The sequence below is a fragment of the Streptomyces sp. NPDC026062 genome, from assembly GCF_055568375.1.
On the sequence record NZ_JBVHOQ010000003.1, the window covers coordinates 84,623 to 110,732 of the forward strand.

26 protein-coding genes are annotated in these 26,110 nt (G+C 73.3%); 23 read left to right on the forward strand and 3 right to left on the reverse strand.

Going from position 1 to position 26,110, the window contains the following annotated elements:
- Positions 1 to 44: 44 nt before the first annotated feature.
- Positions 45 to 1,646, reverse strand: coding sequence for an oxidoreductase (locus ACZ4LX_RS03570; RefSeq protein ID WP_467635022.1), 1,602 nt, complete (start codon positions 1,644 to 1,646; stop codon positions 45 to 47).
- 160 nt (positions 1,647 to 1,806) lie between these two features.
- Between ACZ4LX_RS03570 and hisD the strand changes: the two genes are divergently transcribed.
- The 9 genes from hisD (at position 1,807) to bdeA (ending at position 8,735) form a co-directional block, all read left to right on the forward strand.
- Entirely contained in the window at positions 1,807 to 3,129 is a 1,323-nt protein-coding gene (gene hisD, locus ACZ4LX_RS03575) for a histidinol dehydrogenase (RefSeq protein WP_467635026.1), read from the forward strand.
- Positions 3,126 to 4,331: a histidinol-phosphate transaminase gene (locus ACZ4LX_RS03580; protein WP_467635029.1), complete on the forward strand. Its 1,206-nt coding sequence runs from the start codon at positions 3,126 to 3,128 to the stop codon at positions 4,329 to 4,331. Before hisD ends, ACZ4LX_RS03580 begins: the two co-directional genes overlap by 4 nt.
- The gene (hisB, locus tag ACZ4LX_RS03585) at positions 4,328 to 4,930 is read left to right on the forward strand and encodes an imidazoleglycerol-phosphate dehydratase HisB (RefSeq protein WP_467635034.1); all 603 of its coding nucleotides are present in this window, start codon (positions 4,328 to 4,330) and stop codon (positions 4,928 to 4,930) included. Before ACZ4LX_RS03580 ends, hisB begins: the two co-directional genes overlap by 4 nt.
- Positions 4,927 to 5,094, forward strand: coding sequence for a hypothetical protein (locus tag ACZ4LX_RS03590; protein ID WP_266777672.1), 168 nt, complete (start codon positions 4,927 to 4,929; stop codon positions 5,092 to 5,094). Before hisB ends, ACZ4LX_RS03590 begins: the two co-directional genes overlap by 4 nt.
- Before the next feature lie 10 nt (positions 5,095 to 5,104).
- Positions 5,105 to 5,746 (forward strand): imidazole glycerol phosphate synthase subunit HisH, encoded by a 642-nt coding sequence (gene hisH / locus ACZ4LX_RS03595; RefSeq protein ID WP_328893414.1) that lies wholly within the window; start codon positions 5,105 to 5,107, stop codon positions 5,744 to 5,746.
- Complete coding sequence (gene priA / locus ACZ4LX_RS03600; RefSeq protein WP_467635041.1) at positions 5,746 to 6,471, forward strand: bifunctional 1-(5-phosphoribosyl)-5-((5-phosphoribosylamino)methylideneamino)imidazole-4-carboxamide isomerase/phosphoribosylanthranilate isomerase PriA; 726 nt, start codon at positions 5,746 to 5,748, stop codon at positions 6,469 to 6,471. The genes hisH and priA overlap by 1 nt, the downstream gene beginning before the upstream one ends.
- Positions 6,468 to 6,866 (forward strand): RidA family protein, encoded by a 399-nt coding sequence (locus ACZ4LX_RS03605; protein ID WP_467635045.1) that lies wholly within the window; start codon positions 6,468 to 6,470, stop codon positions 6,864 to 6,866. Before priA ends, ACZ4LX_RS03605 begins: the two co-directional genes overlap by 4 nt.
- Positions 6,863 to 7,618, forward strand: coding sequence for an imidazole glycerol phosphate synthase subunit HisF (gene hisF, locus ACZ4LX_RS03610; RefSeq protein WP_467635051.1), 756 nt, complete (start codon positions 6,863 to 6,865; stop codon positions 7,616 to 7,618). Before ACZ4LX_RS03605 ends, hisF begins: the two co-directional genes overlap by 4 nt.
- A 190-nt stretch (positions 7,619 to 7,808) precedes the next feature.
- A complete protein-coding gene (bdeA, locus tag ACZ4LX_RS03615) occupies positions 7,809 to 8,735 on the forward strand; it encodes a bis(hydroxyethyl) terephthalate hydrolase (protein ID WP_467635058.1) in 927 nt (308 codons plus the stop codon).
- Positions 8,736 to 8,859: 124 nt separating this feature from the next.
- Here bdeA and ACZ4LX_RS03620 read toward each other — a convergent pair whose 3' ends face one another.
- Entirely contained in the window at positions 8,860 to 9,636 is a 777-nt protein-coding gene (locus ACZ4LX_RS03620; protein WP_467635061.1) for an alpha/beta fold hydrolase, read from the reverse strand.
- 161 nt (positions 9,637 to 9,797) lie between these two features.
- On the opposite strand from ACZ4LX_RS03620, the gene ACZ4LX_RS03625 reads away from it, so the two are divergent.
- The 5 genes from ACZ4LX_RS03625 (at position 9,798) to ACZ4LX_RS03645 (ending at position 18,408) form a co-directional block, all read left to right on the forward strand.
- Complete coding sequence (locus ACZ4LX_RS03625; protein ID WP_467635065.1) at positions 9,798 to 12,890, forward strand: helix-turn-helix transcriptional regulator; 3,093 nt, start codon at positions 9,798 to 9,800, stop codon at positions 12,888 to 12,890.
- Positions 12,891 to 13,125: 235 nt separating this feature from the next.
- On the forward strand, positions 13,126 to 14,502 hold the full coding sequence (locus ACZ4LX_RS03630) for an RsbRD N-terminal domain-containing protein (protein ID WP_467635068.1): 1,377 nt from the start codon (positions 13,126 to 13,128) through the stop codon (positions 14,500 to 14,502).
- 406 nt (positions 14,503 to 14,908) lie between these two features.
- The gene (locus ACZ4LX_RS03635) at positions 14,909 to 16,507 is read left to right on the forward strand and encodes a sodium/solute symporter (RefSeq protein ID WP_467635073.1); all 1,599 of its coding nucleotides are present in this window, start codon (positions 14,909 to 14,911) and stop codon (positions 16,505 to 16,507) included.
- 39 nt (positions 16,508 to 16,546) lie between these two features.
- A complete protein-coding gene (locus ACZ4LX_RS03640) occupies positions 16,547 to 17,134 on the forward strand; it encodes a helix-turn-helix domain-containing protein (protein WP_467635076.1) in 588 nt (195 codons plus the stop codon).
- Between the two features lie 23 nt (positions 17,135 to 17,157).
- Positions 17,158 to 18,408 (forward strand): MFS transporter, encoded by a 1,251-nt coding sequence (locus ACZ4LX_RS03645; protein ID WP_467635079.1) that lies wholly within the window; start codon positions 17,158 to 17,160, stop codon positions 18,406 to 18,408.
- Between the two features lie 17 nt (positions 18,409 to 18,425).
- On the opposite strand, the gene ACZ4LX_RS03650 is transcribed toward ACZ4LX_RS03645, so the two are convergent.
- Positions 18,426 to 19,058 (reverse strand): TIGR03085 family metal-binding protein, encoded by a 633-nt coding sequence (locus ACZ4LX_RS03650; RefSeq protein ID WP_467635082.1) that lies wholly within the window; start codon positions 19,056 to 19,058, stop codon positions 18,426 to 18,428.
- A gap of 84 nt (positions 19,059 to 19,142) precedes the next feature.
- Between ACZ4LX_RS03650 and hisI the strand changes: the two genes are divergently transcribed.
- The 9 genes from hisI to trpA all read left to right on the forward strand — a co-directional run bounded on the left by hisI (position 19,143) and on the right by trpA (position 26,079).
- Positions 19,143 to 19,526, forward strand: a complete 384-nt coding sequence (gene hisI / locus ACZ4LX_RS03655) for a phosphoribosyl-AMP cyclohydrolase (protein ID WP_467635086.1) — start codon at positions 19,143 to 19,145, stop codon at positions 19,524 to 19,526.
- Between the two features lie 11 nt (positions 19,527 to 19,537).
- Positions 19,538 to 21,025 (forward strand): anthranilate synthase component I, encoded by a 1,488-nt coding sequence (locus ACZ4LX_RS03660; RefSeq protein WP_467635088.1) that lies wholly within the window; start codon positions 19,538 to 19,540, stop codon positions 21,023 to 21,025.
- A 50-nt stretch (positions 21,026 to 21,075) separates the two neighbouring features.
- Positions 21,076 to 21,735: a TIGR02234 family membrane protein gene (locus ACZ4LX_RS03665; protein ID WP_467635092.1), complete on the forward strand. Its 660-nt coding sequence runs from the start codon at positions 21,076 to 21,078 to the stop codon at positions 21,733 to 21,735.
- 130 nt (positions 21,736 to 21,865) lie between these two features.
- Positions 21,866 to 22,114: an HGxxPAAW family protein gene (locus ACZ4LX_RS03670; protein WP_467635095.1), complete on the forward strand. Its 249-nt coding sequence runs from the start codon at positions 21,866 to 21,868 to the stop codon at positions 22,112 to 22,114.
- Between the two features lie 71 nt (positions 22,115 to 22,185).
- On the forward strand, positions 22,186 to 22,695 hold the full coding sequence (locus ACZ4LX_RS03675) for a DUF2752 domain-containing protein (protein WP_467635098.1): 510 nt from the start codon (positions 22,186 to 22,188) through the stop codon (positions 22,693 to 22,695).
- 115 nt (positions 22,696 to 22,810) lie between these two features.
- Positions 22,811 to 23,620: an indole-3-glycerol phosphate synthase TrpC gene (gene trpC / locus ACZ4LX_RS03680; protein WP_467635101.1), complete on the forward strand. Its 810-nt coding sequence runs from the start codon at positions 22,811 to 22,813 to the stop codon at positions 23,618 to 23,620.
- A gap of 48 nt (positions 23,621 to 23,668) precedes the next feature.
- Entirely contained in the window at positions 23,669 to 23,845 is a 177-nt protein-coding gene (gene trpM / locus ACZ4LX_RS03685; protein WP_467635747.1) for a tryptophan biosynthesis modulator TrpM, read from the forward strand.
- A 138-nt stretch (positions 23,846 to 23,983) separates the two neighbouring features.
- Complete coding sequence (gene trpB, locus ACZ4LX_RS03690) at positions 23,984 to 25,270, forward strand: tryptophan synthase subunit beta (RefSeq protein WP_467635104.1); 1,287 nt, start codon at positions 23,984 to 23,986, stop codon at positions 25,268 to 25,270.
- On the forward strand, positions 25,267 to 26,079 hold the full coding sequence (gene trpA, locus ACZ4LX_RS03695; RefSeq protein WP_467635107.1) for a tryptophan synthase subunit alpha: 813 nt from the start codon (positions 25,267 to 25,269) through the stop codon (positions 26,077 to 26,079). Before trpB ends, trpA begins: the two co-directional genes overlap by 4 nt.
- Positions 26,080 to 26,110: the final 31 nt, after the last annotated feature.

The window sequence follows — 26,110 nt, forward strand, 5'->3', positions numbered from 1 at the left end:
GGGCACAGGGCTGGGGCGCCCTCCCGGCGGGCCGCCCCGCCGGGTCAGCTGCGGCGCAGCGTCCGGGTGGCGCCGGCCGCGACCGTGGTGGCCAGTATCCAACCCAGCAGGACCAGGGCCGCCGAGGCCCACTGCCAGCCGTCCTCCAGCCGCCAGTACCCGTCCTGGCCGAGGTTGATCACCGGCACCAGCAGATCCAGCGCGTACAGCGCGGGATTCCACTGGGGATGCTCGCTGCCCTTGAGCGACGCCGGTTCGTACCGCGAGAACGCCACTGTGCCCGCCGCCCACAGCACCGCCATCCACACCGCGGCACGCCCCGGCCGGTACCCGTACGCCACCGTCCAGTCCTGGACGAAGCCCCAGAGCTTCGCGGCGGGCGGCAGCGTTTCCCGGCGCCGCCGCTGCTTGGCGAGCAGCACCTCACGGGCGTCCGAGTCCTCCCCGCTGTTACGGAGGACGGCCGCCAGCCGCTCGTAGGGCTCGGGCAGATACTCCGGGGTCGCCGCCGCCACCCACTCCAGCCGGCGGGAGAGCGGGAAGTGCCCGTACGGGACGAGGTTCTCGTACACGAAACCGCCCATCGCCAGACCGCCCGGGCCCGGCCAGCTGGTCGACACGTCGATCAGCGTGACGACCTTCGCCCCGTTGAGCACCACCCTGCCCTGCGCCGGGCGCACCGGATTGAACCGCAGCTCCGGGACGACGATCCGGCGCAGCGACAGCTCCTCGTGGGTGTTCAGCACGAAGACGGCCTTGTGCAGATCGACCGCGTCGCCGAACCGCCCGTCGTCCAGCCGCACCCCGCCCCGGCAGCGGAGGGCCTGCGGGCGGGTGCCGCGTGCCGGTGTCGGGGAGGTCGGGACGCCGTACGGGGGAGTGGTGCCCTGGTTGCCCGTGTCCACGCTGACCCAGGCCTCGCTCATGTACAGCGTCCGTTCCACACTCAGCTGCGGGGCGTTGAGCGCGCGCCGCCCCCGTGTCGCCCGCAGCCGGCTGCCGCGCAGGCTGAGCGAACCGCCCACCTTCGCCCCGCGCAGGCTCAGCTCGCCCAGCGTGTCGATCATCTCGGCCTGCAGGTCCTGGGCGACCGAGAGCCCGTCACCGACGAGGGCCCGGCCCTGCCGGTCGGGGCCGATGTCGATCTGGCTGATCAGCAGATCCGTACCGATCTGGGCGTCCGTGAGCCGGATGCCGCGCTCGACCCGGCACCGGGGCAGATGCAGGTCGCCCTCGGTGCGCAGCCGCGCCGCCTCCAGCCGGGGCACCGCACACCCCACGAGTCGCAGCGTGGTGAAGTGGCACTCCGGCAGCACCACCTCGTCATCGAAGCGGCAGCCCGTCAGCTCCACGTACGGATCGACGCGCCCGCCCGCGAGATCCAGCCGTCCCGTGATCCGCAGCCCCCGGAGCTTCAGCGCCGCCACCCGGCCCGGCCGGGGCCGCGGACCGCTCAGCAGCAGCCGGGCCAGGACCCGGGCCTCCACGCTGCGCTCGGGGCCCCAGACATGCGGGGCGAAGGGATCGTCGCGCACCCTGTCGCGGGTGCGCAGATCGTAGGTGGTCCCGTTCCGGAAGGACTGCCACATGCCCAGCTCTGCCGGGCTGAGACCATCCGGGAAATCCCCGTCATGCGGTTCGGTCACCGACACTCCTTCCGCTCGGAGCCGTAACGACCTGGTGCGTAATCCCCTTATTCCCTCTGAGTGACCGGGTGAACGCTCATAGTCAGCCGTCACACCGAGGCATGTATCAGCCAGTGATACGGCCGTCCGGGCGTCCGGGGCGGTCTGCGAGAATTGCGGTGTGATCTCTCGAATCGATCTGCGCGGCGATGCCCTCCCCGAGGGCGGCGCCCTGCGCGACCTGCTGCCCCGTGCCGAGTTCGACGTGGAAGCCGCCCTGGAGACGGTGCGGCCCATCTGTGAAGACGTACGCCATCGTGGCTCGGCGGCAGTGATCGACTGGGGGGAGAAATTCGACGGGGTGCGGCTCGGCTCGATCCGTGTCCCGGCCGACGCGATCGCCGGGGCCCTGGAAACGCTCGACCCCGCCGTCCGCGCCGCGCTGGAGGAGTCGATCCGGCGCGCCCGCCTCGTCCACCGCGAGCAGCGCCGCACCACCCACACCACCCAGGTCGTGCCCGGCGGCACCGTCACCGAGAAGTGGGTGCCGGTCGAACGGGTCGGGCTGTACGTGCCGGGCGGGCGCTCGGTCTATCCGTCCTCCGTCGTGATGAACGTGGTCCCGGCCCAGGAGGCCGGTGTCGAGGGCGTCGCCGTCGCGTCCCCGCCCCAGAAGGAGTTCGACGGCCTTCCCCACCCCACGATCCTGGCGGCCTGTGCGCTGCTCGGGGTGGACGAGGTGTACGCCGCCGGCGGTGCCCAGGCCGTCGCGATGTTCGCGTACGGCACCGAGGACTGCCCGCCCGTGAACCTCGTCACCGGCCCCGGCAACATCTATGTCGCCGCGGCCAAGCGTCTCCTCAAGGGCCGCGTCGGCATCGACGCCGAGGCCGGCCCCACCGAGATCGCGATCCTCGCCGATGCCACCGCCGATCCGGTCCACGTCGCCGCCGACCTCATCAGCCAGGCCGAGCACGACCCGATGGCCGCCGCGGTCCTGGTCACCGACTCCGAGGAGCTCGCCGCCGCCACCGAGGCCGAGCTGGTCCCGCAGGTCGCCGCGACCAAGCACGTCACCGACCGGATCGAACCGGCCCTGGCCGGCCGCCAGTCGGCGATCGTCCTGGTCAACGACCTGGAGGACGGGCTCAAGGTCGTCGACGCGTACGCCGCCGAGCACCTGGAGATCCAGACCGCCGACGCCTCGGCCCTCGCCGGCCGTGTCCGCAACGCCGGTGCGGTCTTCGTCGGCCCCTGGTCGCCGGTCTCACTCGGCGACTACTGCGCCGGCTCCAACCACGTCCTGCCCACCGGCGGCTGCGCCTGCCACTCCTCGGGCCTGTCCGTGCAGTCCTTCCTGCGCGGCATCCACATCGTCGACTACACGCGCGACGCGCTCGCCGAGGTCACCCACCATGTGGTGACCCTCGCCGAGGCGGAGGACCTCCCCGCCCACGGCGCCGCGCTCAAGGCCAGGTTCGGGTGGAAGGTTCCACAGCAGTGACGAACGACAGCACCACGCACGGAAGCACCACGCACGGGAGCGGCACAGGCGACAGCGCCCCTGGCGGCAACGGCACCACGGACAAGGACGCCCCCCGCCACGCCTGGGACGACCTCCCCATCCGCGAGGAGCTGCGCGGCCAGTCCCCGTACGGTGCCCCCCAGCTCGACGTGCCCGTCCGGCTGAACACCAACGAGAACCCGTACCCGCTCCCCGACGCACTCGTCGACCGGATCGCCGAGCGGGTCCGCGAGGCCGCCCGGAGCCTCAACCGCTACCCCGACCGCGACGCCGTCGAGCTCCGCACCGAGCTCGCCCGCTACCTCACCCGCACCGCCGGGCACGAGGTCACCCGCGCCCATGTGTGGGCGGCCAACGGCTCCAACGAGGTGCTCCAGCAGCTGTTGCAGACCTTCGGCGGACCCGGCCGCACCGCGATCGGCTTCGAGCCCTCGTACTCGATGCACGCCCTCATCGCGCGCGGCACCGGCACCGGCTGGATCTCCGGACCGCGCAACGAGGACTTCACCATCGACGTCGACGCCGCCCGCGCGGCCATCGCGCGCGAGCGCCCCGACGTCGTGTTCATCACCTCGCCCAACAACCCCACCGGCACCGCGGTCGACGCCGGGACCGTCCTCGCGCTGTACGACGCCGCGCAGGCCGCGGGGCCGTCGATGGTCGTCGTCGACGAGGCGTACGGCGAGTTCAGCCACCACGCCTCGCTGCTCCCGCTGATCGAGGGCCGCCCCCACCTGGTGCTCTCCCGCACCATGTCGAAGGCGTTCGGCGCCGCCGGACTGCGGCTCGGCTACCTCGCCGCGGACCCGGCCGTCGTCGACGCGGTCCAGCTGGTGCGGCTGCCGTACCACCTCTCCTCCGTCACCCAGGCCACCGCGCTCGCCGCCCTGGAGCACACCGATACGCTCCTCGGGTACGTCGCGCAGCTCAAGAGCGAGCGCGACCGGATCGTCACCGAGCTGCGCGCCCAGGGCTTCGACGTCACCGACTCGGACGCCAACTTCGTCCAGTTCGGCCGCTTCGCCGACAGCCACACCGCCTGGCAGCACATCCTCGACCGGGGCGTCCTGGTCCGGGACAACGGCGTACCGGGATGGCTGCGGGTCTCCGCGGGGACCCCGGCAGAGAACGACGCGTTCCTCGATGCGGTACGCGAACTGAAGAAGGAGCACGACGCATGACTCGCGAGGCCCGCGTAGGAAGAGTGGAGCGGACCACCAAGGAAACCTCCGTGGTCGTCGAGATCGACCTCGACGGCAGCGGCAAGGTCGATGTCGCGACCGGGGTCGGCTTCTACGACCACATGCTCGACCAGCTCGGCCGCCACGGACTGTTCGACCTCACGGTCAAGACCGACGGCGACCTGCACATCGACTCGCACCACACCATCGAGGACACCGCCCTCGCGCTCGGCGCCGCCTTCAAGCAGGCCCTCGGTGACAAGGTCGGCATCTACCGCTTCGGCAACTGCACCGTCCCGCTGGACGAGTCGCTCGCCCAGGTCACCGTCGACCTCTCCGGCCGCCCGTACCTGGTGCACACCGAGCCCGAGAACATGGCGCCGATGATCGGCGCGTACGACACGACGATGACCCGGCACATCCTGGAGTCCTTCGTCGCACAGGCGCAGATCGCCCTGCACGTCCACGTCCCGTACGGGCGCAACGCGCACCACATCGTGGAGTGCCAGTTCAAGGCCCTCGCCCGCGCCCTGCGTTACGCCAGCGAGCACGACCCGCGCGCGGCCGGAATCCTCCCCTCCACGAAGGGCGCCCTGTGACCGGCCTCAACACCGTCCTGATCCTGGTCGGCCTCTTCCTGGCCGGCGGGGTCTACTCCTTCTCCAAGCAGGGGATGCCCAAGGGCGTCATCGTGCTGCTGTCGATCGCCTCCGTGATGTGCCTGGTAGCGGGCGTCATGCGGATCCAGGGCCTCTGGGACTGAGGGAGCACACGTGGATACGAAGAAGAAGGTCGTCGTCTTCGACTACGGCTTCGGCAACGTCCGGTCCGCCGAGCGCGCCCTTGCCCACGTCGGCGCCGACGTCGAGATCACCCGCGACTTCGACACGGCGATGAACGCCGACGGGCTGCTCGTGCCCGGCGTCGGCGCGTTCTCCGCCTGCATGGAGGGCCTGAAGAAGGCCCGGGGCGAATGGATCATCGGACGCAGGCTCTCCGGCGGGCGCCCCGTCATGGGCATCTGCGTCGGCATGCAGATCCTCTTCGAGCGCGGCATCGAGCACGGCGTGGAGACCGAGGGGCTCGACGAGTGGCCCGGCACCGTCGGCCCGCTCAAGGCCGACGTCGTCCCGCACATGGGATGGAACACCGTCGAATCCCCCGAGGACTCCCGGCTGTTCGCCGGACTCGACGCCGAGGCCCGGTACTACTTCGTGCACTCGTACGCGGCGCACGACTGGTCCCTCGAAGTCACCAACGCCAAGATCCGTGCCCCCAAGGTCACCTGGGCCACGCACGGCGAGCGGTTCGTGGCGGCCGTGGAGAACGGCGCGCTGTGGGCCACCCAGTTCCACCCCGAGAAGTCCGGCGATGCCGGCGCCCAGCTGCTGACCAACTGGATCGAGACGCTGTAATGCCGAAGCTTGAACTGCTCCCCGCCGTAGACGTCCGCGACGGCCAGGCGGTCCGCCTGGTGCACGGGGAGTCCGGCTCCGAGACCTCCTACGGCTCCCCGCTGGAGGCCGCACTCGCCTGGCAGCGCTCCGGCGCCGAGTGGCTGCACCTCGTCGACCTGGACGCCGCCTTCGGCACCGGTGACAACCGCGCGCTCATCGCCGAGGTGGCCGGCGCCATGGACATCAAGGTCGAGCTCTCCGGCGGCATCCGCGACGACGCCTCGCTCGCCGCCGCCCTCGCCACCGGCTGCCGCCGCGTCAACCTCGGCACCGCGGCCCTGGAGACCCCGGAGTGGGTCGCCAAGGTCATCGCCGAGTACGGCGACCGGATCGCGGTCGGCCTCGACGTCCGGGGCACCACGCTGCGCGGCCGGGGCTGGACCCGCGACGGCGGCGACCTCTACGAGACGCTGGCCCGCCTCGACTCCGAGGGCTGCGCCCGCTACGTCGTCACCGACATCGCCAAGGACGGCACGCTCCAGGGCCCCAACCTGGAGCTCCTGAAGAACGTCTGCGCCGCCACCGACAAGCCGGTCGTCGCCTCCGGCGGCGTCTCCTCGCTCGACGACCTGCGGGCCATCTCCTCGCTCGTCCCGGCGGGCGTCGAGGGCGCGATCGTCGGAAAGGCCCTGTACGCCGAGGCGTTCACCCTCGAAGAGGCGCTGGAGGCGGTCTCCGTATGACGGATTCCGTACGCCGCGTCTCCTCCGGCGCCCCCTGGGAGGAGAAGTTCGGCTACTCCCGCGCGGTCGAGCTCCCGAACGGGATGGTGCTGGTCGCCGGGTGCACCTCCGTGGTGGGCGGGGAGATCTCCGCGGGCAGCCCCTACGAGCAGACCGTCACCTCCTTCGAGGTCGCCTTCGAGGCACTGAAGCAGCTGGGCCTGGGCCGTGAGGACATCGTCCGGACCCGGATGTACGTCACCCACGCCCGGGACACGGACGAAGTCGGCCGCGCCCACAAGGAGCTGTTCGACGCCGTCCGCCCCGCCGCCACGATGGTCATCGTGTCCGGTTTCGTCGACCCGAGCCTGGTCGTCGAGGTCGAGGTCGAGGCCTACCGGGCAGGTGCGCGATGACACTCGCCGTACGGGTCATCCCCTGCCTCGACGTGGACAACGGCCGGGTCGTCAAGGGCGTCAACTTCCAGAACCTGCGCGATGCCGGTGACCCCGTCGAGATGGCGAAGCTCTACGACGCCGAGGGCGCCGACGAGCTGACCTTCCTCGACATCACCGCCTCCAGCGGCGACCGGGAGACGACCTACGACGTGGTGCGCCGCACCGCCGAGCAGGTCTTCATCCCGCTCACGGTCGGCGGTGGCGTCCGCACCCCGGACGACGTCGACAAGCTGCTGCGCGCCGGCGCCGACAAGGTCGGGGTCAACACCGCGGCCATCGCCCGGCCCGAGCTGATCCGGGAGATCGCCGAGCGCTTCGGCCGGCAGGTGCTCGTCCTGTCCGTGGACGCCCGGCGCACCCCCGCCGGCACCTTCGAGGTCACCACGCACGGCGGCCGCAAGGGCACCGGCATCGACGCCGTCGAATGGGCCCACCGGGCCGCCGGACTCGGCGCGGGCGAGATCCTGCTCAACTCGATGGACGCCGACGGCACCAAGGACGGCTACGACACCGAGATGATCGCGGCCGTGCGGAAGCATGTGACCGTCCCCGTCATCGCCTCAGGAGGCGCGGGCAGGCTCGCGGACTTCGCACCCGCCGTCGACGCGGGGGCCGACGCGGTTCTTGCCGCGTCCGTCTTCCACTTCGGCGACCTGCGGATCTCCGAGGTCAAGGGCGCGCTGCGGGAGGCCTGGCACCCCGTCCGCTGAGGACAAGGGGAACAGCACCGGCCGCGAGGACCGGTGAAGTTGCCGATGTGCGTCACCGGGGTGCACCGCGAGAGTGGCGACCGCCAGAGAACAACGGCGGTTCCACGCGGTGCACCCCGAAGGCCCCCGGTGACGACGGGCCCGGGGCCCTGCCCGGCGTGGCTCCCGCCACGACCGAGAGGCCCCCCTCGTGCAGCACCTCCACTCCGGCGACACCTCCCCGCGCCACCGGCTGTCCAAGAGCCGCTCCCGCCTCGTCAAGGGCCTGATGGCCGCCACCGTCGCCACCGCGGGCCTGTGCACCGCGCTGATGCCGGGCGCCCAGGCCGCCGACAACCCCTATGAGCGCGGCCCCGCCCCCAGCAACGCGAGTATCGAGGCGAGCCGCGGCTCGTACGCGGTCTCGCAGACCAGTGTCTCCTCGCTGAGCGTCAGCGGATTCGGCGGCGGCACCATCTACTACCCGACGTCCACCTCGGACGGCACCTTCGGCGCGGTCGCCATCTCGCCCGGCTTCACCGCCTACCAGTCCAGCATCGCCTGGCTCGGCCCGCGGCTCGCCTCGCAGGGCTTCGTCGTCTTCACCATCGACACCAACACCACGCTGGACCAGCCCGACAGCCGAGGCAGGCAGCTCCTCGCCGCGCTCGACTACCTGACGAACACCAGCGCGGTGCGCACCCGGATCGACACCTCCCGGCTCGGTGTGCTGGGCCACTCCATGGGTGGTGGCGGCACCCTGGAGGCCGCGAAGAGCCGTACCTCGCTGAAGGCGGCGATCCCGCTGACGGGCTGGAACCTCGACACCACCTGGCCCGAGGTCCGTACACCCACCCTGATCTTCGGTGCGGACGGCGACACGATCGCCCCCGTCGCCACCCACTCCGAGCCGTTCTACCAGTCGCTGCCGAGCACACTGGACAAGGCGTACGTGGAGCTGCGCGGGGCCACACACTTCACCCCGAACTCCTCCAACACCACGATCGCGAAGTACAGCATTTCGTGGCTGAAGCGCTTCATCGACAATGACACCCGCTACGAGCAGTTCCTCTGCCCGCTGCCCGCGGTGAGCCTGACGGTCGCCGAGTCGCGGGGCAACTGCCCGCACACCTCGTAGCCGCCGGTCCGGAGCGGCTCCGGGCGGTTGCCGGAGGGTTCCTGCACCGCCAGCGGCTCCGGCGTCGTCCCTGACGCCCGGTCAGGGCCGGACCGCGCCGAGCGGTCCGGCCCTTCGACGCGCGTCAGTCGTCCTCGGTGAGGAACCCGGCGACACAGGCGGCGAATCCCGGATCGCGCACGACGCCGAGATGGTCCCCGGGCAGCACCCGCAGCCGTGCCCCCGTGAGGGCGGCGGCCAGCACCTCGGGCCGCACCGCCAGCGGGTCGCCCGCCCCGGCGAGCACCAGCGTGGGTATCCGGATCCGGTCCAGCGGCAGCGCGCCCCGGTGCACCGAGCGGATCTGCGCGGCCAGGGCCAGCAGGTCGGAGCCCGTGGCGTCGGCCAGAATCCGGAAGCCCCGGGTCCGTTCGGGGGCGGCGGCCACGTCCTCGGCGGTCAGCGCGGCCGCCACCAGCTCCGGCGGCATGGCCCGGGTGTCCAGCCCGCCCACCTCCACCGCGCCCGCGCCGATCCCGCCGACCACCAGCCGGGTGATCCGCTCGTCGTCTGCGGCCGCGAGCAGTGCCACGACCGCCCCCATCGAGTAGCCCGCCAGATGCACCTCTCGGGCACCGGTGCGGTCGATCAGCTGCCGCACGTCCCGGGCCATCACCGACTCGCCGTACAGGGTGTCGTCGTGCGGCTTGTCCGACGCCCCGTGCCCCCGCGCGTCGAGCGCGAGGACGTGACGGCCCCGCGCCACCAAGGCCTCGACCACGCCGGGTCCCTCCCAGTTCAGCCGGGCGTCGGCGGCGAAGCCGTGCAGCAGCAGTACCGGCGGCAGCCCGTCCCTCGGATCGCGGGACCAGGACAGGTAACGCAGCGTCAGACCGTCGGCTGTGCGGAATTCTTCAGTCATGGCCCGACATTACGGGCGGTGCGCGTGAGACCGGGCCCCACTGTGCGCGTGCACAGCCGACTCCCGCTCACCTTGGGAGGGCGCCCCGCAACCGGCCGGTCGGGGACCGGTGGCGGACGCGCGTCTTCCGACACTGTTTACGCAGAAGTAACGTGCCGGTTGTGACTCCATCGACGACCGTGCACAGTCCGCTCCGGCTGTACGGCCGCAGCGGTGAACTCGCCATCCTCGAAACCCTGTTGATGCGGCTGCGCAAGGGTGACGGCGGCGCGCTGGTGCTGACCGCGCTGCCCGGCGTCGGCCGTACCGCGCTCCTCGACAAGGCCGTCGCCGCACACCGTGAACGGCGCACCGGCCCCGTCCTGACCGCCACCGCGGCCCCCGCCGAGCAGCGGCTGCCGTACAGCGGGCTGCACGCCCTGCTCTGCTCCGCACCCGGCCCACTCCCACTGCCGCCCGACGCGGTACTGCGTGACGGCATCACCCCCACGGCACTGCTCGTCCTGCTGCGGCAACTCGGGGAAGAGCAGCCTCTGTTGGTCTGTGTGGACGATGCGCACGCCTGGGACCCCGATTCGCGTGCCGCCCTCGTCTTCGCGGCCCGCCGGCTCGGTGCGGGCAGCCGCGTCGCGGTGGTGATCGGTGCCGGCGACGAGACGGGCTTCGCGGGGCTGCCCGCGCTCCGGCTCGGCCCCCTCGACGACGACGCGGCCGCGGCCCTCCTGGACCGGCTCACCGACACCGCGGACCAGGTCGACCCGGTGGTCCGCGGCGAACTCCTCCGGGAGGCGGCCGGGAACCCCCGGCTGCTCGCCGGACTGGCCGGCCGGCTCACCCCCGACCAGCTCGCCGGCCGCACCCCGGTGCCCTACCCGCTGCCCGGCGCCGAGGACGTCCTGGACGCGCATGCCGCCCGCCTCGACGGGCTGCCCCCGGACACCCGCATGCTGCTGCTGCTCGCGGCCGCGGCGCAGGAGCACGAGCCGGAGGGTGCCGGCGCGGACGTGACCCTCCTCCTCCGCGCGGCCGCCTCGGCCGGCCTGGGCCCCGCAGCGCTCGACCTGGCCCTTCTCACCCCGGCCGGAACCTCCGGCGCCCTCCAGCGCGCGGGCGACCGACTCCACTTCAGCCACCCCCTGCTGCGCCGGGCGGTCCTGCACCGCGCTTCTCCGCAGCGCCGCCGCGCGGTGCACGGCCTGCTCGCGACCCTGCTGACGACGGTCCCGGCCGACTCCCGCGCCCGCCGACCGCTGCGGCGGGCAGCGGGCGCGGGCGGGGGCGAGGGAGAGGCGGGGCGCCCGGCTCCCGGGCCGGCTTCCGGTTCCACTTCAATGTCCGGTCCAGCCGCCGTTTCCGGTTCCGCTTCCGGTTCGGTGACCGGCTCCGGTTCGGTGTCTGCCTCCGGTTCCGCTTCCGGTTCGGTGACCGGCACGGGTACGGGCAGCGGCACAGGCACAGGTACCGGCACCGGCACCGTTTCCGTCTCCGGACCCGCCCTGCCGGCCTCCCCGGCTCGGCACGGAACCTCTCGTTCCGGTCCAGGGCGTCCCGCCGCCGGGCCCTCCGTGCTTCCCGCGCTCGTCCAGCGCGCCTGCGCGGCCGGAGGTCCCGACGACGGGCTGGCCGACGCGCTGGAAGCGGCTGCCACGGCTCCTCGGCCGTACGCCGAGCGGGCAGCGGCGCTCGCCCGTGCGGCGCTGCTCTCCACCGACGAGGCGGTACGGGACGCCCGCTTCGCCGGCGCCGCTGAGCACACCCGGCTCGCGGGGGACGCCGGCCGGGCCCGCGCCCTGCTGGCCCGGATCGGCGCGCGCCCCGCGCACGACGGAGCGCATCTGGTGCGCGGACTGCTCGCCCTGCGCGACGGACCGGCCGCCGACGCCCACGAAGCCCTCCTCACCGCGGAGGCGCTCCTCGCGCCGCACGACGCGCGCCGCGCCCTCGACGCCCGGCTCGGTGCCGCGGAGGCCGCCTGGGCGATGGGGGACGCGCTCGCGTACCTCGACGCCATGACCCGTATCCCGTTCCCCGTATCCGATCCGGCCCTCGCCCAGTACTGCGACGGCATCAGCGCGGTGCTGCGCGGCCGCATCGCCGAGGGGCAGGCCCTGCTGCGCCGCTGCCTCGACTCGGCCGCCCGGGCCGACGACCCCGCCACGCTGCTGCGCGGCGGGGTCTCGGCCCTGGTGCTGGGTGATATCGACGCCGCCTGCCGGGTCGGGACCCGGGTTCTGGCCGCCGTACGCTCGGCCGGCCCCGAGGCCCTGCTGCCGCAGGCCCTTGAGCATCTGGCGTACGCCGAGCTCCGGGCGGGGCGCCATGCCCCCGCCCGCGCCCACGCGCTGGAGGGCCTGCGCGCCGCACGGCGTGCCGGACAGCCCAACACCGCCTCCCACCTGCATGCGGTGCTCGCACTCGCGGCTTCCGTGGAGGGCGGCCCGGAGGTCTGCGTCACTCACGCCGACGCGGCTCTCGCGGGGGCCGGACCGCACGGACTCGCCCAGGCCGCGACCCTCGCCACCTGGGCGCTCGCCCGCGCGGACCTGGCGGCGGGGCGCTCCGGCGAGGCCTCGGCCCGGCTCGATCCGCTCGTCCGGCCCGGCCCCCGGCGTGGGCACTTCGCCACCCGGATGCTCGCCGTACCGTGCTACGTCGAGGCGTCCGTCCTGGCCGGGCGGGCGGACCGGGGCAGGGGAGCGGACCCGGTCGCCGACGCCGTGGCGGAGTTCGCCGTCTGGGTCACCCGCACCACCGACCCCCAGGCCCCCGCCCAACTGGCCCGCTGCCGTGCCCTGCTGGCGGCGCCGGCCGACGTGGCCGGACGGTACGAGGAGGCGCTCGCCCACCACGACCGCGCGGGCGGCGACTTCGAACGGGCCCGCACCCAGCTGCTGTACGGGGCGTGGCTGCGCCGGCGCCGCCGTACCCGGGAGGCCAGGGGCCCGCTGCGGGACGCCCTGGTCGCCTTCGAGCGGTGCGGTGCTCGGGCCTGGACCGGCCGGGCGAGCGGTGAACTGCGGGCCGCCGGGGAAGCCGTGGAGGGCCCGGCCATGGCCGGGGGCAGGGATCCGCTGGCCGCGCTGACCCCGCAGCAGCAGCGCATCGCCCGCTGCGTCTCCGAGGGGGCCACCAACCGTGAGGTGGCGCTGCGGCTCTCGGTGAGCACCCGGACCGTCGACCACCATCTGCGCAATGTGTTCGCCGCCCTCGGCGTGCGGTCCAGGACCGAGCTGGCCAGGCTGCTGGATCGTTAGGACGTGCTCGCTCGCGGGGCCCCATGGACGGGCCCCGCGGCCCTGCTCCGGGACGGGGGCGGGCGGGAGGTTGCAGGACCGTGATGAGAAGAACGCCGCAGACCCCTAGGTACCGACCGGGCGGTATGCCATTCTGCGGGCGTCAGGATGATTCGGTGTGCTCATGCCCAATGCCGGGCTGGGTGAACCGGAGCCGGCCTATTCCGGAGCCGGCCGAATCCCGGTGGAGGCCGCCATGCCACAGGTCGTACGTTCACGGGTCAGGGCATTGCACGGGCCGCCCCCCGTCGCGCCGATGCCGCGCCGCTTCCGTTCGCTGGCCGATCGCGAGGCCGTCGCGGTACTGCACCGGGCCGCCCGGTCGCTGATCGAGGCGCTGCCGGAGCTGACGGACCGGCTGGTCGAGGCGCTGCGCGAGCAGGAACCCGCCTACCGCTCGGCCATCGAGGCCGACGCGGCGGAGATCTGGCAGGAGGTGCACCACTCGCTGCGGCACAACGTCGGATCGCTGATCCAGCCCCGGGAGTTCCGGGACTCGGCCCACCGCACCTCGCGCCGGATCGGTGAGGTCCGGGCCGAACAGGGCCTGCCGCTCGACGCGGTCCTGCACGCCTTCCGGATGGGCGGTGCGATGGTCTGGCAGGACCTGGTGGACGACACGGCCCGCCGTCACCCCGAGGACATCCGGCTGCTGGTGCATGTCGCGGCGGACGTCTGGAACTTCGTGGACGAGCACTGCGGTGTCGTCGCGGACGCCTACCGGCAGACCGAACGGCGGCTGGCCTGGCGGCGGGAGAACCGTCAGCGCCTGATGACGGCCGCGCTGCTGGACGGCACCGCGCAGATCGCCGAACTGCCGGACGCCGCCGCGATGCTGGGGCTGCCGGAGCGCGGCAGATACGCGGTGCTCGCGGTCTCCACCGCCCGCCGCGCCCCGCACGGCACCGCGCAGCCGCCGATGACGCTGCCTGCGGGCGTGGACGCGCTCTGGCACCCCGGCCCGGACGCGGAGTTCGCGATCCTGCCGCTGGCCGGGTGCGAGGGGGCGGCGCGGCCCGTCGCGCAGCTCGCCGAGGCGGCCACCGGCCCGGCGGCGGGGGGTGACGGGCCGCCCGAGACGCCTGCCGGGGCGATGGACGGGGACGCGGAACTCGCCGCCCTGGCCGCCGACCTGTGCGCCCCGCCCGGCGCCCGGGTCGGCATCAGCTCGGTCGTCGTCGGGCTGGCGGCGGTCGGGGACGCCCGGCGGCTCGCCGAGACCGCTCTGCGGGCCTGCCCGGCCGGTGGCGGGGTCGTCCTGCTCGACGAGCAGCTGCCCGCCGCCCTGGTCGTCTCGTCCCCGGGGCTCGGGTCCGCGCTGGCCGCGCGGGTGCTCGGGCCGCTGGACCGGCTGGACCCCGCCGACCGGGACGTGATCATCGAGACGCTCACGGCGTGGCTCGACTCGGACGGTTCCGCGCAGCGGGCCGGGGCCCGGCTCTACTGCCACCGCAACACGGTCCTGAACCGGCTCCGCCGCTTCGAGCAGCTGACCGGCCGCTGCCTCACCCGCCCGTCCGACGCGGTCGAGGTCTCCCTCGCCCTGACGGCCCGCCGCCTGCTGGCCGGCTGACGGGGAGGCCGCCTCCCCGGCCCGCCCTGCTTGCCCCTGCTCGGCCCGCCTGCCCGACCGCTCCCGCCCGCCCGTCCCGGGGGCGGTCCCAGGGACGTACGGTCCGGGGAGGCAGGGGTGCGTCCCTCCGTCGTGGGCGACCTCCCCGTCGACGCGGGCACATCCCGTCCCCCGACGGATGTGCCCGCGCACAGTCCTCGCCCGCACGCGCTGTACCCGCGCAGCGCCCGCACTCCGCCCGCTGTACGCGGATCCGGGCGCCTGATGCCGTAACCCGCATGTCTCCAGTGCCTTTGACACCACGCACACCCCGCGCCCCCGCAAGCGCCTGCGCATCCGCCACGTATGCCCCCGCCGCAACGCCCGTCCCCGCCGCCACGCCCGTACCGGTCAGGGGCCCGCGCCGGTGAGCGGCGGCTTCGATGCCCGGTCGCTGGCCGTGGTCGTCTTCCTCGGATTCGTCGCCGTGTCGCTGCTGCTGTGTGGGCTGGCCGCGGCGGACCAGGACGACCCGGAGCACTTCTACGCGGGCGGCGGCTCCGCTCTCGGCCCGGCCGGGAGCGGGCTGGCCATCGCCGGTGACTACATCTCGGCGGCCACCCTGCTCTCCACCACCGGGTCCGTCGCCCTCGCCGGCTTCGACGGCATCCTCTTCGCTCTCGCCACGGTCGCGTCCCTGGTCCTGGTCATGCGGATCCTGGCCGAACCGATGCGTCGCAAGGGCGTGTTCACCCTCGGGGACTTTCTCGCGGACCGGCTCGGCGACCCGACCGTACGCCGGGCCCTCGGGATCACCACCCTCGTCGTCCTGGCGCCGCTGCTGCTGGTGCAACTCGCCACCGCCGGAAGGGTCATGGCCGCCGTCTTCGGGCTGCCCGACGGGGCGCTCACCAGCTGCACCGTCGCCAGCGGGGCCCTGATGGTCTGCTACTCCGCCGTCGGTGGGATGCGCGGCACCGGCTACATCCAGATCGTCAAGGTCGCCGTGGTGCTGGCCGCGGTGACCCTGCTCGCCGGACTGGTGCTCGCCCGCTACGGCTGGAACCCCTTCGCGCTCTTCGGCGCCGCGCAGCGGGGCAGCGGCGCCGGCGGGTCCTACGCGCGCCCAGGCCTCCAGTTCGGCCACAGCCTCGCCGGCACTCTGGATCTCCTCGGCTTCCAGCTGACCCTGGTCCTCGGGGCCGCCTGCATGCCGCACATCATGATGCGGCTGCACCCCATGCGTGACAGCTGGACCGTGCGCCGCGCCACCGTCTGGGCGGCGGCGCCGGTGGCCCTCCTGTGCGCCGGCGTCGTGGTGGTCGGACTCGGCGCGTCCGCCCTGCTCGGCCACAAGGCCATTCAGGCCGCGGACCCGGCGGGCGGCACCGCGCTGCTGCTGGTGACCGGTGCGCTCGACCCGGGCGCGACCGGGCCGCGCGACAGCCTGCTGTTCGCGTTCGTGGCCTGTGCGGTGTTCGCGACCACGCTGGCCGCGGTGGCGGGCATCACCCTGGCCGCGGCCTCCTCCCTGGCCCGCGACTTCGCCACGAAGGCCCGGTCCCGTACCGCCGCCCGGTCCGCCGGCTCCGCCCGGCGCGAGATCCTGCGTGCCCGGCTGGCCGTCGTGCTGACCGGCGTGCTCGCCGTCCTCGTGTCGACGTACACCCACGAACGCAATCCGCAGGTGCTGCTCTCGCTCTCGTTCGCCGCCGCCGCCTCCGTTCTCCCGCCGGTCCTGCTGTACGCGCTGTTCCGGCCGGGATTCAACGCACGCGGGGTGCGCTGGACGGTCTACGGCACGCTGCCGCTGATCGCGGTCCTGATGGTGTTCTCGCCGGCGTTCTCCGGCACCCACATCGCGCTCTTCCCGTCCCGCGACTTCCACTGGTTCCCGCTCCAGACGCCGGGACTGGTCACGATCCCGGCCGGGTTCCTGCTGGGGTACCTCGGCTCCCGCGCGGGGCACGGGGAGCGCCCGGCGACAGGAGAGCCGAAGCATCGCGCAACTTTCCTTGCGCAATAAATATTGCGCAAGATTCCTTTTCTATTTACCGTGGAGGACATGGCAAGCAACGAATCACGCCGGGTGTCCGACCTCGGCACGCTCAAGGCGTTCGGGCACCCCCTGCGGATGAAGCTGTACCGGGCGCTGTACATCGCCCGGCAGGCCACCGCCTCCCAGCTCGCCGAGCAGGTCGACGAAGCGGTCTCGCTCGTCAGCTACCACCTGCGCAAGCTCGCCGACCACGGCCTGATCGAGGAGGCCGTCCGGGAGGGCGGGGACGGCCGCGAGCGCTGGTGGCAGCCCGCGTCGAAGGGGCTGAGCTTCCACGACGAGGACTTCAGCGACGCGCCCGAGAAGGCCGCCACCCACACTGCCGTCAGCCGGCTCTCGTTCGACCAGCACATCGAGCTGTACCGCCGCTTCCTGGACGCGTACCGGAGCTGGTCGGCGAAGTGGCGCAAGGCCTCCTTCACCTCGGAGTACCTGGCCCGGCTGAACCCCGAGGAGCTGGGCGCGCTCGAACGCGAACTGCACGAGGTCATCAACCGGTACGAGGAACAGGGCCGCGCACGCGACGAGGCCGGCGACACGGAGAACCGCGAGAACGTCGCACTGCACCTGTACGGCTTCCCGTTCCGCACCTGATCCGGACCCGAGAGGACGACCCCGTGACCGTCACCCTCCCCGCTGCCGAGGCCACCGGCCGCCCCGCCCACCGCGACGGCAACGTCCTGCGCTGGCTCGGCGCGTACACCGCGTCCATGATCGGCGACAGCGTCTACTACATGGCCCTCGCCTGGGCCGCCGCCCGCACCGGCAGTGCCTCGCAGACCGGTCTCGTGCTCGCCGCGGGCTCCATACCCCGGGCCGTGCTCCTGCTCGGCGGGGGAGTGCTCGCCGACCGGCTCGGCCCGCGCCGCGTCGTCGTCGCGAGCGACACAGTCCGCTGCCTCGTCATCCTGGGCCTGGCCGGCACGCTGCTCCTCACCTCGCCCACGGTGTGGATGCTGATCGCCGTCGCGCTCGTGTTCGGCGCGGCCGACGCCCTCTTCCTGCCCTCGGTCGGCGCCCTGCCGCCCCGGATCACCGCCGCCTCCCAACTCGCCCGCGTGCAGGGCATGCGCGGCCTCGCCACCCGTACCGCCAACGTCGTCGGAGCCCCGCTCGGCGGCGTCGCCGTGGCCCTCGGCGGTCCGGTCCTGGCCTTCGCCGCCGCGGGCGTGCTGTTCGCCGTCTCGCTGCCGCTGCTCCTCGCCGTACGGATGAGCCCGCTGCCCGCGACCGGCACGGCGGAGCCGGAACCGGCCGGCACCGCCTGGCGCGAACTGGCCGACGGACTGGGATACATCCGCCGCCACCCGATGCTGGGCCCGCTGATGCTCGTCGTCGCCGTCAGCGAGCTCGGCTTCGTCGGACCGCTCAACCTCGGCCTGATCCTGCTCAGCGAGGAACGCGGCTGGGGCGCCTCCGGCATGGGCTGGGTCGTCGCGGCCTTCGGCATCGGCGCGAGCGCCTCGGCCCTGCTGCTCACGGTACGAGGCCACGTCCCCCGGGCCGGACTCGTCATGTGCCTCACCGTGCTGGTGGGATCGGCCGCCATCGGAGCCCTGGTGTACGCGCCCTCCGTGCCGCTCGCGGCAGCGGTCGCCTCCCTGGTCGGCCTCTTCGCCGGCCTCGGCGGCGCCCTGTGCGGAGCCCTCGTCCAGACCGCCGCCGACCCCGCCTACCTGGGCCGGGTCACCTCGGTCTCGACTCTCTTCACCCACGCCCTGGCGCCGCTCAGCTACCCCGTCACCGGCACAGCCGTCGCCCTCTGGGGCACCGGCCCGGTCTTCGTCGCAAGCGCCACGCTGTGCGCGGCGGGCGCGGTGACCGGCCTGGCCCTCACCCCGCTGCGCCGCGCGGAACTCCCGGGCTGACCGGGCCGGGCCCCGGCCTACACGCCCAGTTCCGCCGCCGTCACCCGGCCGATCGCTTCCTGCTCGCCCTCCAGCTCCACCCGCGCCGCTTCCTGCCGCCCGAACGCGAACAGCAGCAGCTCGCCCGGCTCACCCGTCACCGTCACCACCGGGGTGCCCTTGTGCGCGACCACCGTCTGACCGTCCGGGCGGCGCAGCACCAGCCCCACCGGCGCCTTCCGCCCGAGGACCCGCGCCGCCTTCTCCGTACGCGACCACAGGACATCGGCGAAGACGGGGTCGAGCTCCCGGGCCGACCAGTCCGGCTGCGCCCGGCGGACGTCCTCCGTGTGCACGTAGAACTCGACGGTGTTGGCCGCCTCGTCCAGCTGCTTCAGCCCGAACGGGGACATCTTCGGCGGACCCGTACGGATGAGCTGGATCAGCTCCTCGTACGGCTTTCCGGTGAACTCGCCCAGGACCCGGTCGCGCCGGTTCTTCAGGGGGCCGATCACCGTCCCGGCCGCCGCGTCCGGCCGGCGCTCCCGCATCACCACATGGGCCGCCAGGTCCCTGGCCGTCCAGCCGTGGCACAGGGTCGGCGCCTCGGGTCCCACCGCCTCCAACAGGTCGGCAAGCAGAAGTCGTTCGCGCTTCGCATGGGTCGACATGTCCGCCAGCGTACGGCCGGTGTCCACCGTCCGCCCAGTGGACGCACGCCCGGAAGCCCTCCTTCACCACGGCACAATGGGCACATGACCAGCACGCCCACGCCCGGCACCCCCCGGCCCGCCAGCGACCTCGACCCCGCCATCGCCGCCCGCCTCAAGCGCGGCGCCGACGGACTGGTCCCGGCCATCGCCCAGCAGTACGACACCGGCGAGGTGCTGATGCTCGGCTGGATGGACGACGAGGCACTGCACCGCACCCTGACCACCGGCCGCTGCACCTACTGGTCGCGCAGCCGCCAGGAGTACTGGGTCAAGGGCGACACCTCCGGCCACATCCAGCAGGTCAGGTCCGTGGCCCTGGACTGCGACGCCGACACCGTCCTCGTCAAGGTCGACCAGACGGGCGCCGCCTGCCACACGGGCGACCGCACCTGCTTCGACGCCGACGTCCTCATGCCCGGAAAGTAGGGTCTGCCGCCATGGACCTCGACACGTTCCGCAAGCTGGCCGTCGACCGGCGCGTCATCCCCGTCACCCGCCGGCTCCTCGCGGACGGCGACACCCCGGTCGGCCTCTACCGCAAGCTCGCGGCCGAGCGCACCGGCACCTTCCTCCTGGAATCCGCGGAGAACGGCCGCACCTGGTCGCGCTACTCCTTCATCGGCGTACGCAGCGCCGCCACCCTCACCACCCGCGACGGCGAGGCCCACTGGCTCGGCACCCCGCCGGTCGGCGTCCCCGTCGACGGCGACCCGCTCCAGGCCCTGCGCGCCACCATCGAGACCCTGCACACCCCGCACGACCAGGAATCCGGGCTTCCCCCCTTCACCGGCGGCATGGTCGGCTACCTCGGCTACGACATCGTGCGCCGGCTGGAGAAGATCGGCGAGAGCGGCGGCGACGATCTGAAGCTCCCCGAGCTGACGATGCTGCTCACCTCCGACCTCGCCGTCCTCGACCACTGGGACGGCAGCGTCCTGCTGATCGCCAACGCGATCAACCACAACGACCTGGCCACCGGCGTCGACGAGGCGTACACCGACGCCGTCGCCCGGCTCGACGCCATGGAACAGGACCTGCGCCGCCCCGTCGAGAACGCCCCGGCCGCACTTCCCCCCTCCGAGCTCCCGCCGTACACCGCGCTGTGGGGCGGCAAGGCCTACCAGGACGCGGTCGAGGACGTGAAGGAGCGCATCCGGGCCGGTGAGGCCTTCCAGGTCGTCCCGTCCCAGCGCTTCGAAACCCCCTGCACGGCAAGCGCGTTGGACGTCTACCGGGTGCTGCGCGCCACCAACCCCTCGCCGTACATGTACCTCTTCCGCTTCGACGGCTTCGACGTCGCGGGCTCCAGCCCCGAAGCCCTCGTCAAGGTCGAGGACGGCCGCGCGATGGTCCACCCGATCGCCGGAACCCGGCACCGGGGTGCCACCCCGCAGGAGGACCAGGCGCTCGCCGACGAACTCCTCGCCGACCCCAAGGAACGCGCCGAGCACCTGATGCTCGTCGACCTCGGCCGCAACGACCTGGGCCGGGTCTGCGAGCCCGGCAGCGTCGAGGTCGTCGACTTCATGTCGATCGAGCGGTACTCGCACGTGATGCACATCGTCTCCACCGTCACCGGCAAGGTCGCCGAGGGCCGCACCGCCTTCGACGTCCTGACCGCGTGCTTCCCCGCCGGCACGCTCTCCGGCGCCCCCAAGCCGCGCGCCATGCAGATCATCGAGGAGCTCGAACCCACCCGCCGAGGGCTGTACGGCGGCTGCGTCGGGTACCTCGACTTCGCGGGGGACTCCGACACCGCCATCGCGATCCGCACCGCGCTGCTGCGGGACGGCACGGCGTACGTCCAGGCCGGCGCCGGGGTCGTCGCCGACTCCGACCCGGTCGCCGAGGACACCGAGTGCCGCAACAAGGCCGCGGCGGTGCTGCGCGCCGTGCACACGGCCAACCGGCTCGGCGGCGCCTGACGGGCCGCGCGCGAGGGGGGCGGTCGGTTGTCCGGAGGACGTAAGGGATAGTGGAGTACGTGAGTGCTGTCCCCGTACCCCAGCCCCGTGCCGAAGCCGCCGCCGCGCCCGACAGCGCGGGAAGCCGCCGAAGCCTGGCAGCCGGCCTGCTCCTCGGGGCGGCCGGAGCCACCGTCGTCCTGCTCGCCTCCGGGCAGACCTGGGCCGGGGGCAAGGCCGCCGTCGGCGGCGGCACCCTGGCACTGAACGCCGACGGACAGGACGTCACCGGCCTCCCCGCGGCCCTCGCCATAGTCGGCCTGGCCGCCCTCGTCGCCGTCTTCGCCGTCCGCGGCGCCGGCCGGCTGGCCGTCGCGGGACTGCTGGCCCTCAGCGGCCTCGGCGCCGCGGTGAGCGCCTACCTCGGCGCGTCCGACAGCTCCGCGCTCGACGACAAGGCCGCGCAGACCGCCGGTGACACCTCCGCCACCATCGAAGCCCTCAGCCACACCGCCTGGCCCTACGTGACCGCGGCCGGCGGCCTGCTGATCCTGCTCGCCGGGCTTCTCGCCCTGCGCTTCGGCAGCCGCTGGCCCACGATGTCCGGACGGTACGAGCGCGACGGCACCCCGCGTCCCCGCAAGGCCTCCCGCCCCGCCCCGGACCCCGACCGGCCCGAGGACCTGTGGAAGGCCCTGGACCGGGGCGAGGACCCGACGCGCGAGGCATGACCCCCAGCTCACGTCGCACCCGCGCGTACGGGACAATGACCGTGAGCTCGCAGCACGGCGGCACCCACAGCGGCACGGTCGCGGCGACCCCGAGCGATACCAACAGCGCAACACCAACGAGGAGCAACTCATGGCGGGCAGCAGCCACGGACACACCCCGGCCGCCTGGACCGGTGTCATCATCGCCTTCATCGGCTTCTGCATCGCGGGCGTCTTCATGGTCGCGGCCAACCCCCTCGGCTTCTGGGCCGGAATCGCCGTCATCCTCATCGGCGGAGTCATCGGCCTCGCGATGAAGGCAGCCGGCCTCGGCATGCCGAAGGAGTCGGCGGAGCTGGCAGCGGCCAGGGCCCGCGCCGGGCAGGCGCAGATCTCCTGAACCGGTTCCGGCGACGCAAGGCGCAGCCCGTCCGGGCTGCGCCTTTCCGTATCAGCGGCGACAATCACCGGGTGGACGCATCGCCCTCTCCCGCCGCTCCGCGGGCGCCCGGCCCCCAGCCGGTGCCCGGACCGCCCCCGACGCACGGCGGACACCCCGGCCCCCCGCCCGCCCCGGCCCCCGCCTCACGGCTCCGGCGGATCGCCACTCCGGCCGCCGTCCTGGCCGCCGTCGCCGGGGCCTTCGCCTACGTCGGCACCGTCGACCCCAACGAACCCGGGCACTACCCGGTCTGCCCGCTGCTCCGGCTCACCGGCGTCTACTGCCCCGGCTGCGGCGGGCTGCGCAGCGCCCACGCCTTCGCGCACGGGGACATCGCGGCGGCCCTCGGCGCCAACGCCTTCGCCGTCGTCGGCTACGCGGCCTTCGCCGTGCTCTGGGTCCTCTGGATCGTCCGCGCGGCAGCCGGGCGGCCGCTGCGGATCGACCTCAAGCCGCTCCACTGGTGGGGCATCGGAGCCGTACTGCTGGTCTTCTCCGTTGTCCGGAACCTGCCGTTCGGATCGGCGCTGGCCCCTTGAATGCCCAGGTAGTGGGACATCCACCGGCCGGATGCGGGCCCATCGGCCTCCTGCGGATACCATCGGCATGTCCCATCCTGTTCCCTTGTCAACGTCCCAGAAGGGGGCCTCTCGCGTGAGTGTGCTCGACGAGATCATCGACGGCGTTCGTGCCGACCTCGCGGAGCGGCAGGCGCGCGTCAGCCTCGACGAGCTCAAGGAACGCGCGGCCCGTGCTCCCCAGGCCAAGGACGGAGTCGCCGCGCTGCGCGGCGAGGGCGTGACCGTCATCTGCGAGGTCAAGCGCTCCAGCCCCTCCAAGGGCGCCCTGGCCGCCATCGCCGACCCTGCCGCGCTCGCCGCGGACTACGAGGCCGGCGGCGCGTCCGTCATCTCGGTCCTCACCGAGGAACGCCGCTTCGGCGGATCGCTGGCCGACCTGGAGGCCGTCCGCGCCAAGGTCGACATCCCGATCCTGCGCAAGGACTTCATCGTCACCTCGTACCAGCTGTGGGAAGCACGCGCCTACGGCGCCGACCTCGCCCTGCTGATCGTCGCCGCCCTCGACCAGGAGGCCCTCGTCTCCCTGATCGAGCGCGCCGAGTCCATCGGCCTGACGCCGCTGGTCGAGGCGCACGACGAGGAGGAGGCGGAGCGCGCCGTGGACGCCGGCGCACGGATCATCGGCGTCAACGCGCGCAACCTCAAGGACCTCAAGGTCGACCGCTCCACGTTCGAGCGCGTCGCCCCCGAGATCCCCGACCACATCGTCAAGATCGCCGAGTCCGGCGTCCGGGGACCGCACGACCTCATCGCCTACGCCAACGCGGGCGCGGACGGTGTGCTGGTCGGCGAGTCCCTGGTCACCGGCCGCGACCCGCGGGGCGCCGTCGCCGACCTGGTCGCCGCAGGCGCCCACCCCGCACTCCGGCACGGACGGAGCTGACCCCACCCCGTGTCCGCCGACCGCTCCGCGCTCCGTCCCCGGCCGGGCCTGCGCCCCGCCGGGGCACAGGGCCGCGACCCGCACGCGCCGCTGGCGCGCGGCTGCCGCCCACGCGGCTGCCGCGCCCCCGCACGCCGTGTGCACGGCCGGCGGGTGCGGTACGTGATCGGTGACGAGCCCGGCCAGGTCAACGGCATGCGATGGTGCACGGGGCGCGCGCAGTAGAGCGAGCCCCGGCCGTCGCCCCCGCCCCACCGGCGGATCCGCACGACCACACCGCCCGGCCACCGACGGCCGAGGCGGCGCTCCGCTCACGGCGCATACGGTGACCCCACCCACTGCCATGCCGAGGAGCACGTCGAGATGTCGTCCGACTTCTTCATTCCGGACCCGGAGGGTCTGATCCCCAGCGCCGAGGGCTACTTCGGCGCGTACGGCGGAAAGTTCATCCCGGAGGCGCTCGTCGCCGCCGTGGACGAGGTGGCCGTCGAGTACGACAAGGCCAAGGCCGACCCCGCCTTCGCCGCCGAGCTCAACGAACTGATGGTCAACTACACGGGTCGGCCCAGCGCCCTGACCGAGGTCGCGCGCTTCGCCGAGCACGCGGGCGGCGCCCGGATCTTCCTCAAGCGCGAGGACCTGAACCACACCGGCTCACACAAGATCAACAATGTGCTGGGCCAGGCACTGCTCACCAGGCGCATGGGCAAGACCCGCGTCATCGCCGAGACCGGCGCCGGCCAGCACGGTGTCGCCACCGCGACCGCGTGCGCGCTCTTCGGCCTCGAATGCACCATCTACATGGGCGAGATCGACACCGAGCGGCAGGCGCTGAACGTGGCGCGCATGCGGATGCTCGGCGCCGAGGTCATCGCCGTGAAGTCCGGCTCCCGCACACTCAAGGACGCCATCAACGAGGCGTTCCGCGACTGGGTCGCCAACGTGGACCGCACCCACTACCTCTTCGGTACGGTCGCCGGTCCGCATCCCTTCCCGGCCATGGTCCGCGACTTCCACCGCGTGATCGGCGTCGAGGCGCGCCGCCAGATCCTGGAACGGACCGGCCGGCTGCCGGACGCCGCCGTCGCCTGCGTCGGCGGCGGCTCCAACGCCATCGGGCTCTTCCACGCACTGGTACCCGACGAGGGCGTCCGCCTCATCGGCTGCGAGCCCGCCGGACACGGTGTGGAGACGGGCGAGCACGCGGCGACCCTGACGGCGGGCGAGCCCGGCATCCTGCACGGTTCGCGCAGCTACGTCCTCCAGGACGACGAGGGCCAGATCACCGAGCCCTACTCCATCTCGGCCGGCCTGGACTACCCGGGCATCGGCCCGGAGCACGCCTACCTCAAGGACATCGGCCGGGGGGAGTACCGCGCCGTCACCGACGACGCCGCCATGCAGGCGCTGCGCCTGCTCTCCCGCACCGAGGGCATCATCCCGGCGATCGAGAGCGCGCACGCGCTGGCCGGTGCCCTGGAGGTCGGCAGGGAACTCGGCAAGGACGGCCTGATCCTGGTCAACCTGTCCGGCCGGGGCGACAAGGACATGGACACGGCAGCGCGCTACTTCGGCCTGTACGAGGCCGACGCGGCCGTCGAGGCCGACGCGGACAGTGACAGCGCCGAGATCGAGGGGGACGTCAAGTGAGCGGCAACATCGAGCTGCTGAACACCACGCTCGCCGCCGCGCGGGCCGAGGACCGGGCCGCGCTGATCGCGTACCTGCCCGCCGGCTTCCCGACCGTGGACGGCGCCATCGAGGCGGTCAAGGCCGTGGCCGCCGGCGGCGCCGACGTCGTGGAGGTGGGGCTGCCGCACAGCGACCCCGTTCTCGACGGCCCCGTCATCCAGACCGCCGACGACATCGCGCTGCGCGGCGGGGTGCGGATCGCCGACGTGATGCGTACGGTCCGCGAGGCGTACGAGGCCACGGGTGTCCCGATCCTCGTCATGACGTACTGGAACCCGATCGACCGGTACGGCGTCGAGCGCTTCACCGCCGAGCTCGCCGAGGCCGGCGGCGCCGGGTGCATCCTGCCCGACCTGCCGGTCCAGGAGTCCGCGCTGTGGCGCGAGCACGCAGACAAGCACGGTCTCGCGACCGTGTTCGTCGTCGCGCCCAGCAGCAAGGACGAGCGCCTGGCGACCATTACGGCGGCCGGCTCCGGCTTCGTCTACGCGGCCTCGCTGATGGGAGTCACCGGCACCCGGGTCTCCGTCGGCGAGCAGGCCCAGGACCTGGTGGTGCGCACCCGTGCCACCACCGCTCTCCCGGTCTGCGTCGGCCTCGGCGTGTCCAACGCCGATCAGGCCGCCGAGGTCGCCGGCTTCGCCGACGGTGTCATCGTCGGCTCCGCCTTCGTCAAGCGGATGCTGGACGCTCCCGACGAGGCGGCGGGCCTCGCGGCCGTCCGCTCACTGGCGGCCGACCTGGCCGAAGGTGTTCGAAAGCGCTGACACCCTCGTCACCCGATGGGGTGGACCTGGG

Excerpts from the sequence above, each read along its gene's own strand:
- hisB (WP_467635034.1), top strand. The coding sequence starts at position 4,328 with ATGACTCGCGAGGCCCGCGTAGGAAGAGTGGAGCGGACCACCAAGGAA.
- priA (WP_467635041.1), top strand. The coding sequence starts at position 5,746 with ATGCCGAAGCTTGAACTGCTCCCCGCCGTAGACGTCCGCGACGGCCAG.
- ACZ4LX_RS03605 (WP_467635045.1), top strand. The coding sequence starts at position 6,468 with ATGACGGATTCCGTACGCCGCGTCTCCTCCGGCGCCCCCTGGGAGGAG.
- hisF (WP_467635051.1), top strand. The coding sequence starts at position 6,863 with ATGACACTCGCCGTACGGGTCATCCCCTGCCTCGACGTGGACAACGGC.
- ACZ4LX_RS03620 (WP_467635061.1), bottom strand. The coding sequence starts at position 9,636 with ATGACTGAAGAATTCCGCACAGCCGACGGTCTGACGCTGCGTTACCTG.
- ACZ4LX_RS03630 (WP_467635068.1), top strand. The coding sequence starts at position 13,126 with ATGCCACAGGTCGTACGTTCACGGGTCAGGGCATTGCACGGGCCGCCC.
- ACZ4LX_RS03640 (WP_467635076.1), top strand. The coding sequence starts at position 16,547 with ATGGCAAGCAACGAATCACGCCGGGTGTCCGACCTCGGCACGCTCAAG.
- ACZ4LX_RS03650 (WP_467635082.1), bottom strand. The coding sequence starts at position 19,058 with ATGTCGACCCATGCGAAGCGCGAACGACTTCTGCTTGCCGACCTGTTG.
- hisI (WP_467635086.1), top strand. The coding sequence starts at position 19,143 with ATGACCAGCACGCCCACGCCCGGCACCCCCCGGCCCGCCAGCGACCTC.
- ACZ4LX_RS03660 (WP_467635088.1), top strand. The coding sequence starts at position 19,538 with ATGGACCTCGACACGTTCCGCAAGCTGGCCGTCGACCGGCGCGTCATC.
- ACZ4LX_RS03670 (WP_467635095.1), top strand. The coding sequence starts at position 21,866 with ATGGCGGGCAGCAGCCACGGACACACCCCGGCCGCCTGGACCGGTGTC.
- trpB (WP_467635104.1), top strand. The coding sequence starts at position 23,984 with ATGTCGTCCGACTTCTTCATTCCGGACCCGGAGGGTCTGATCCCCAGC.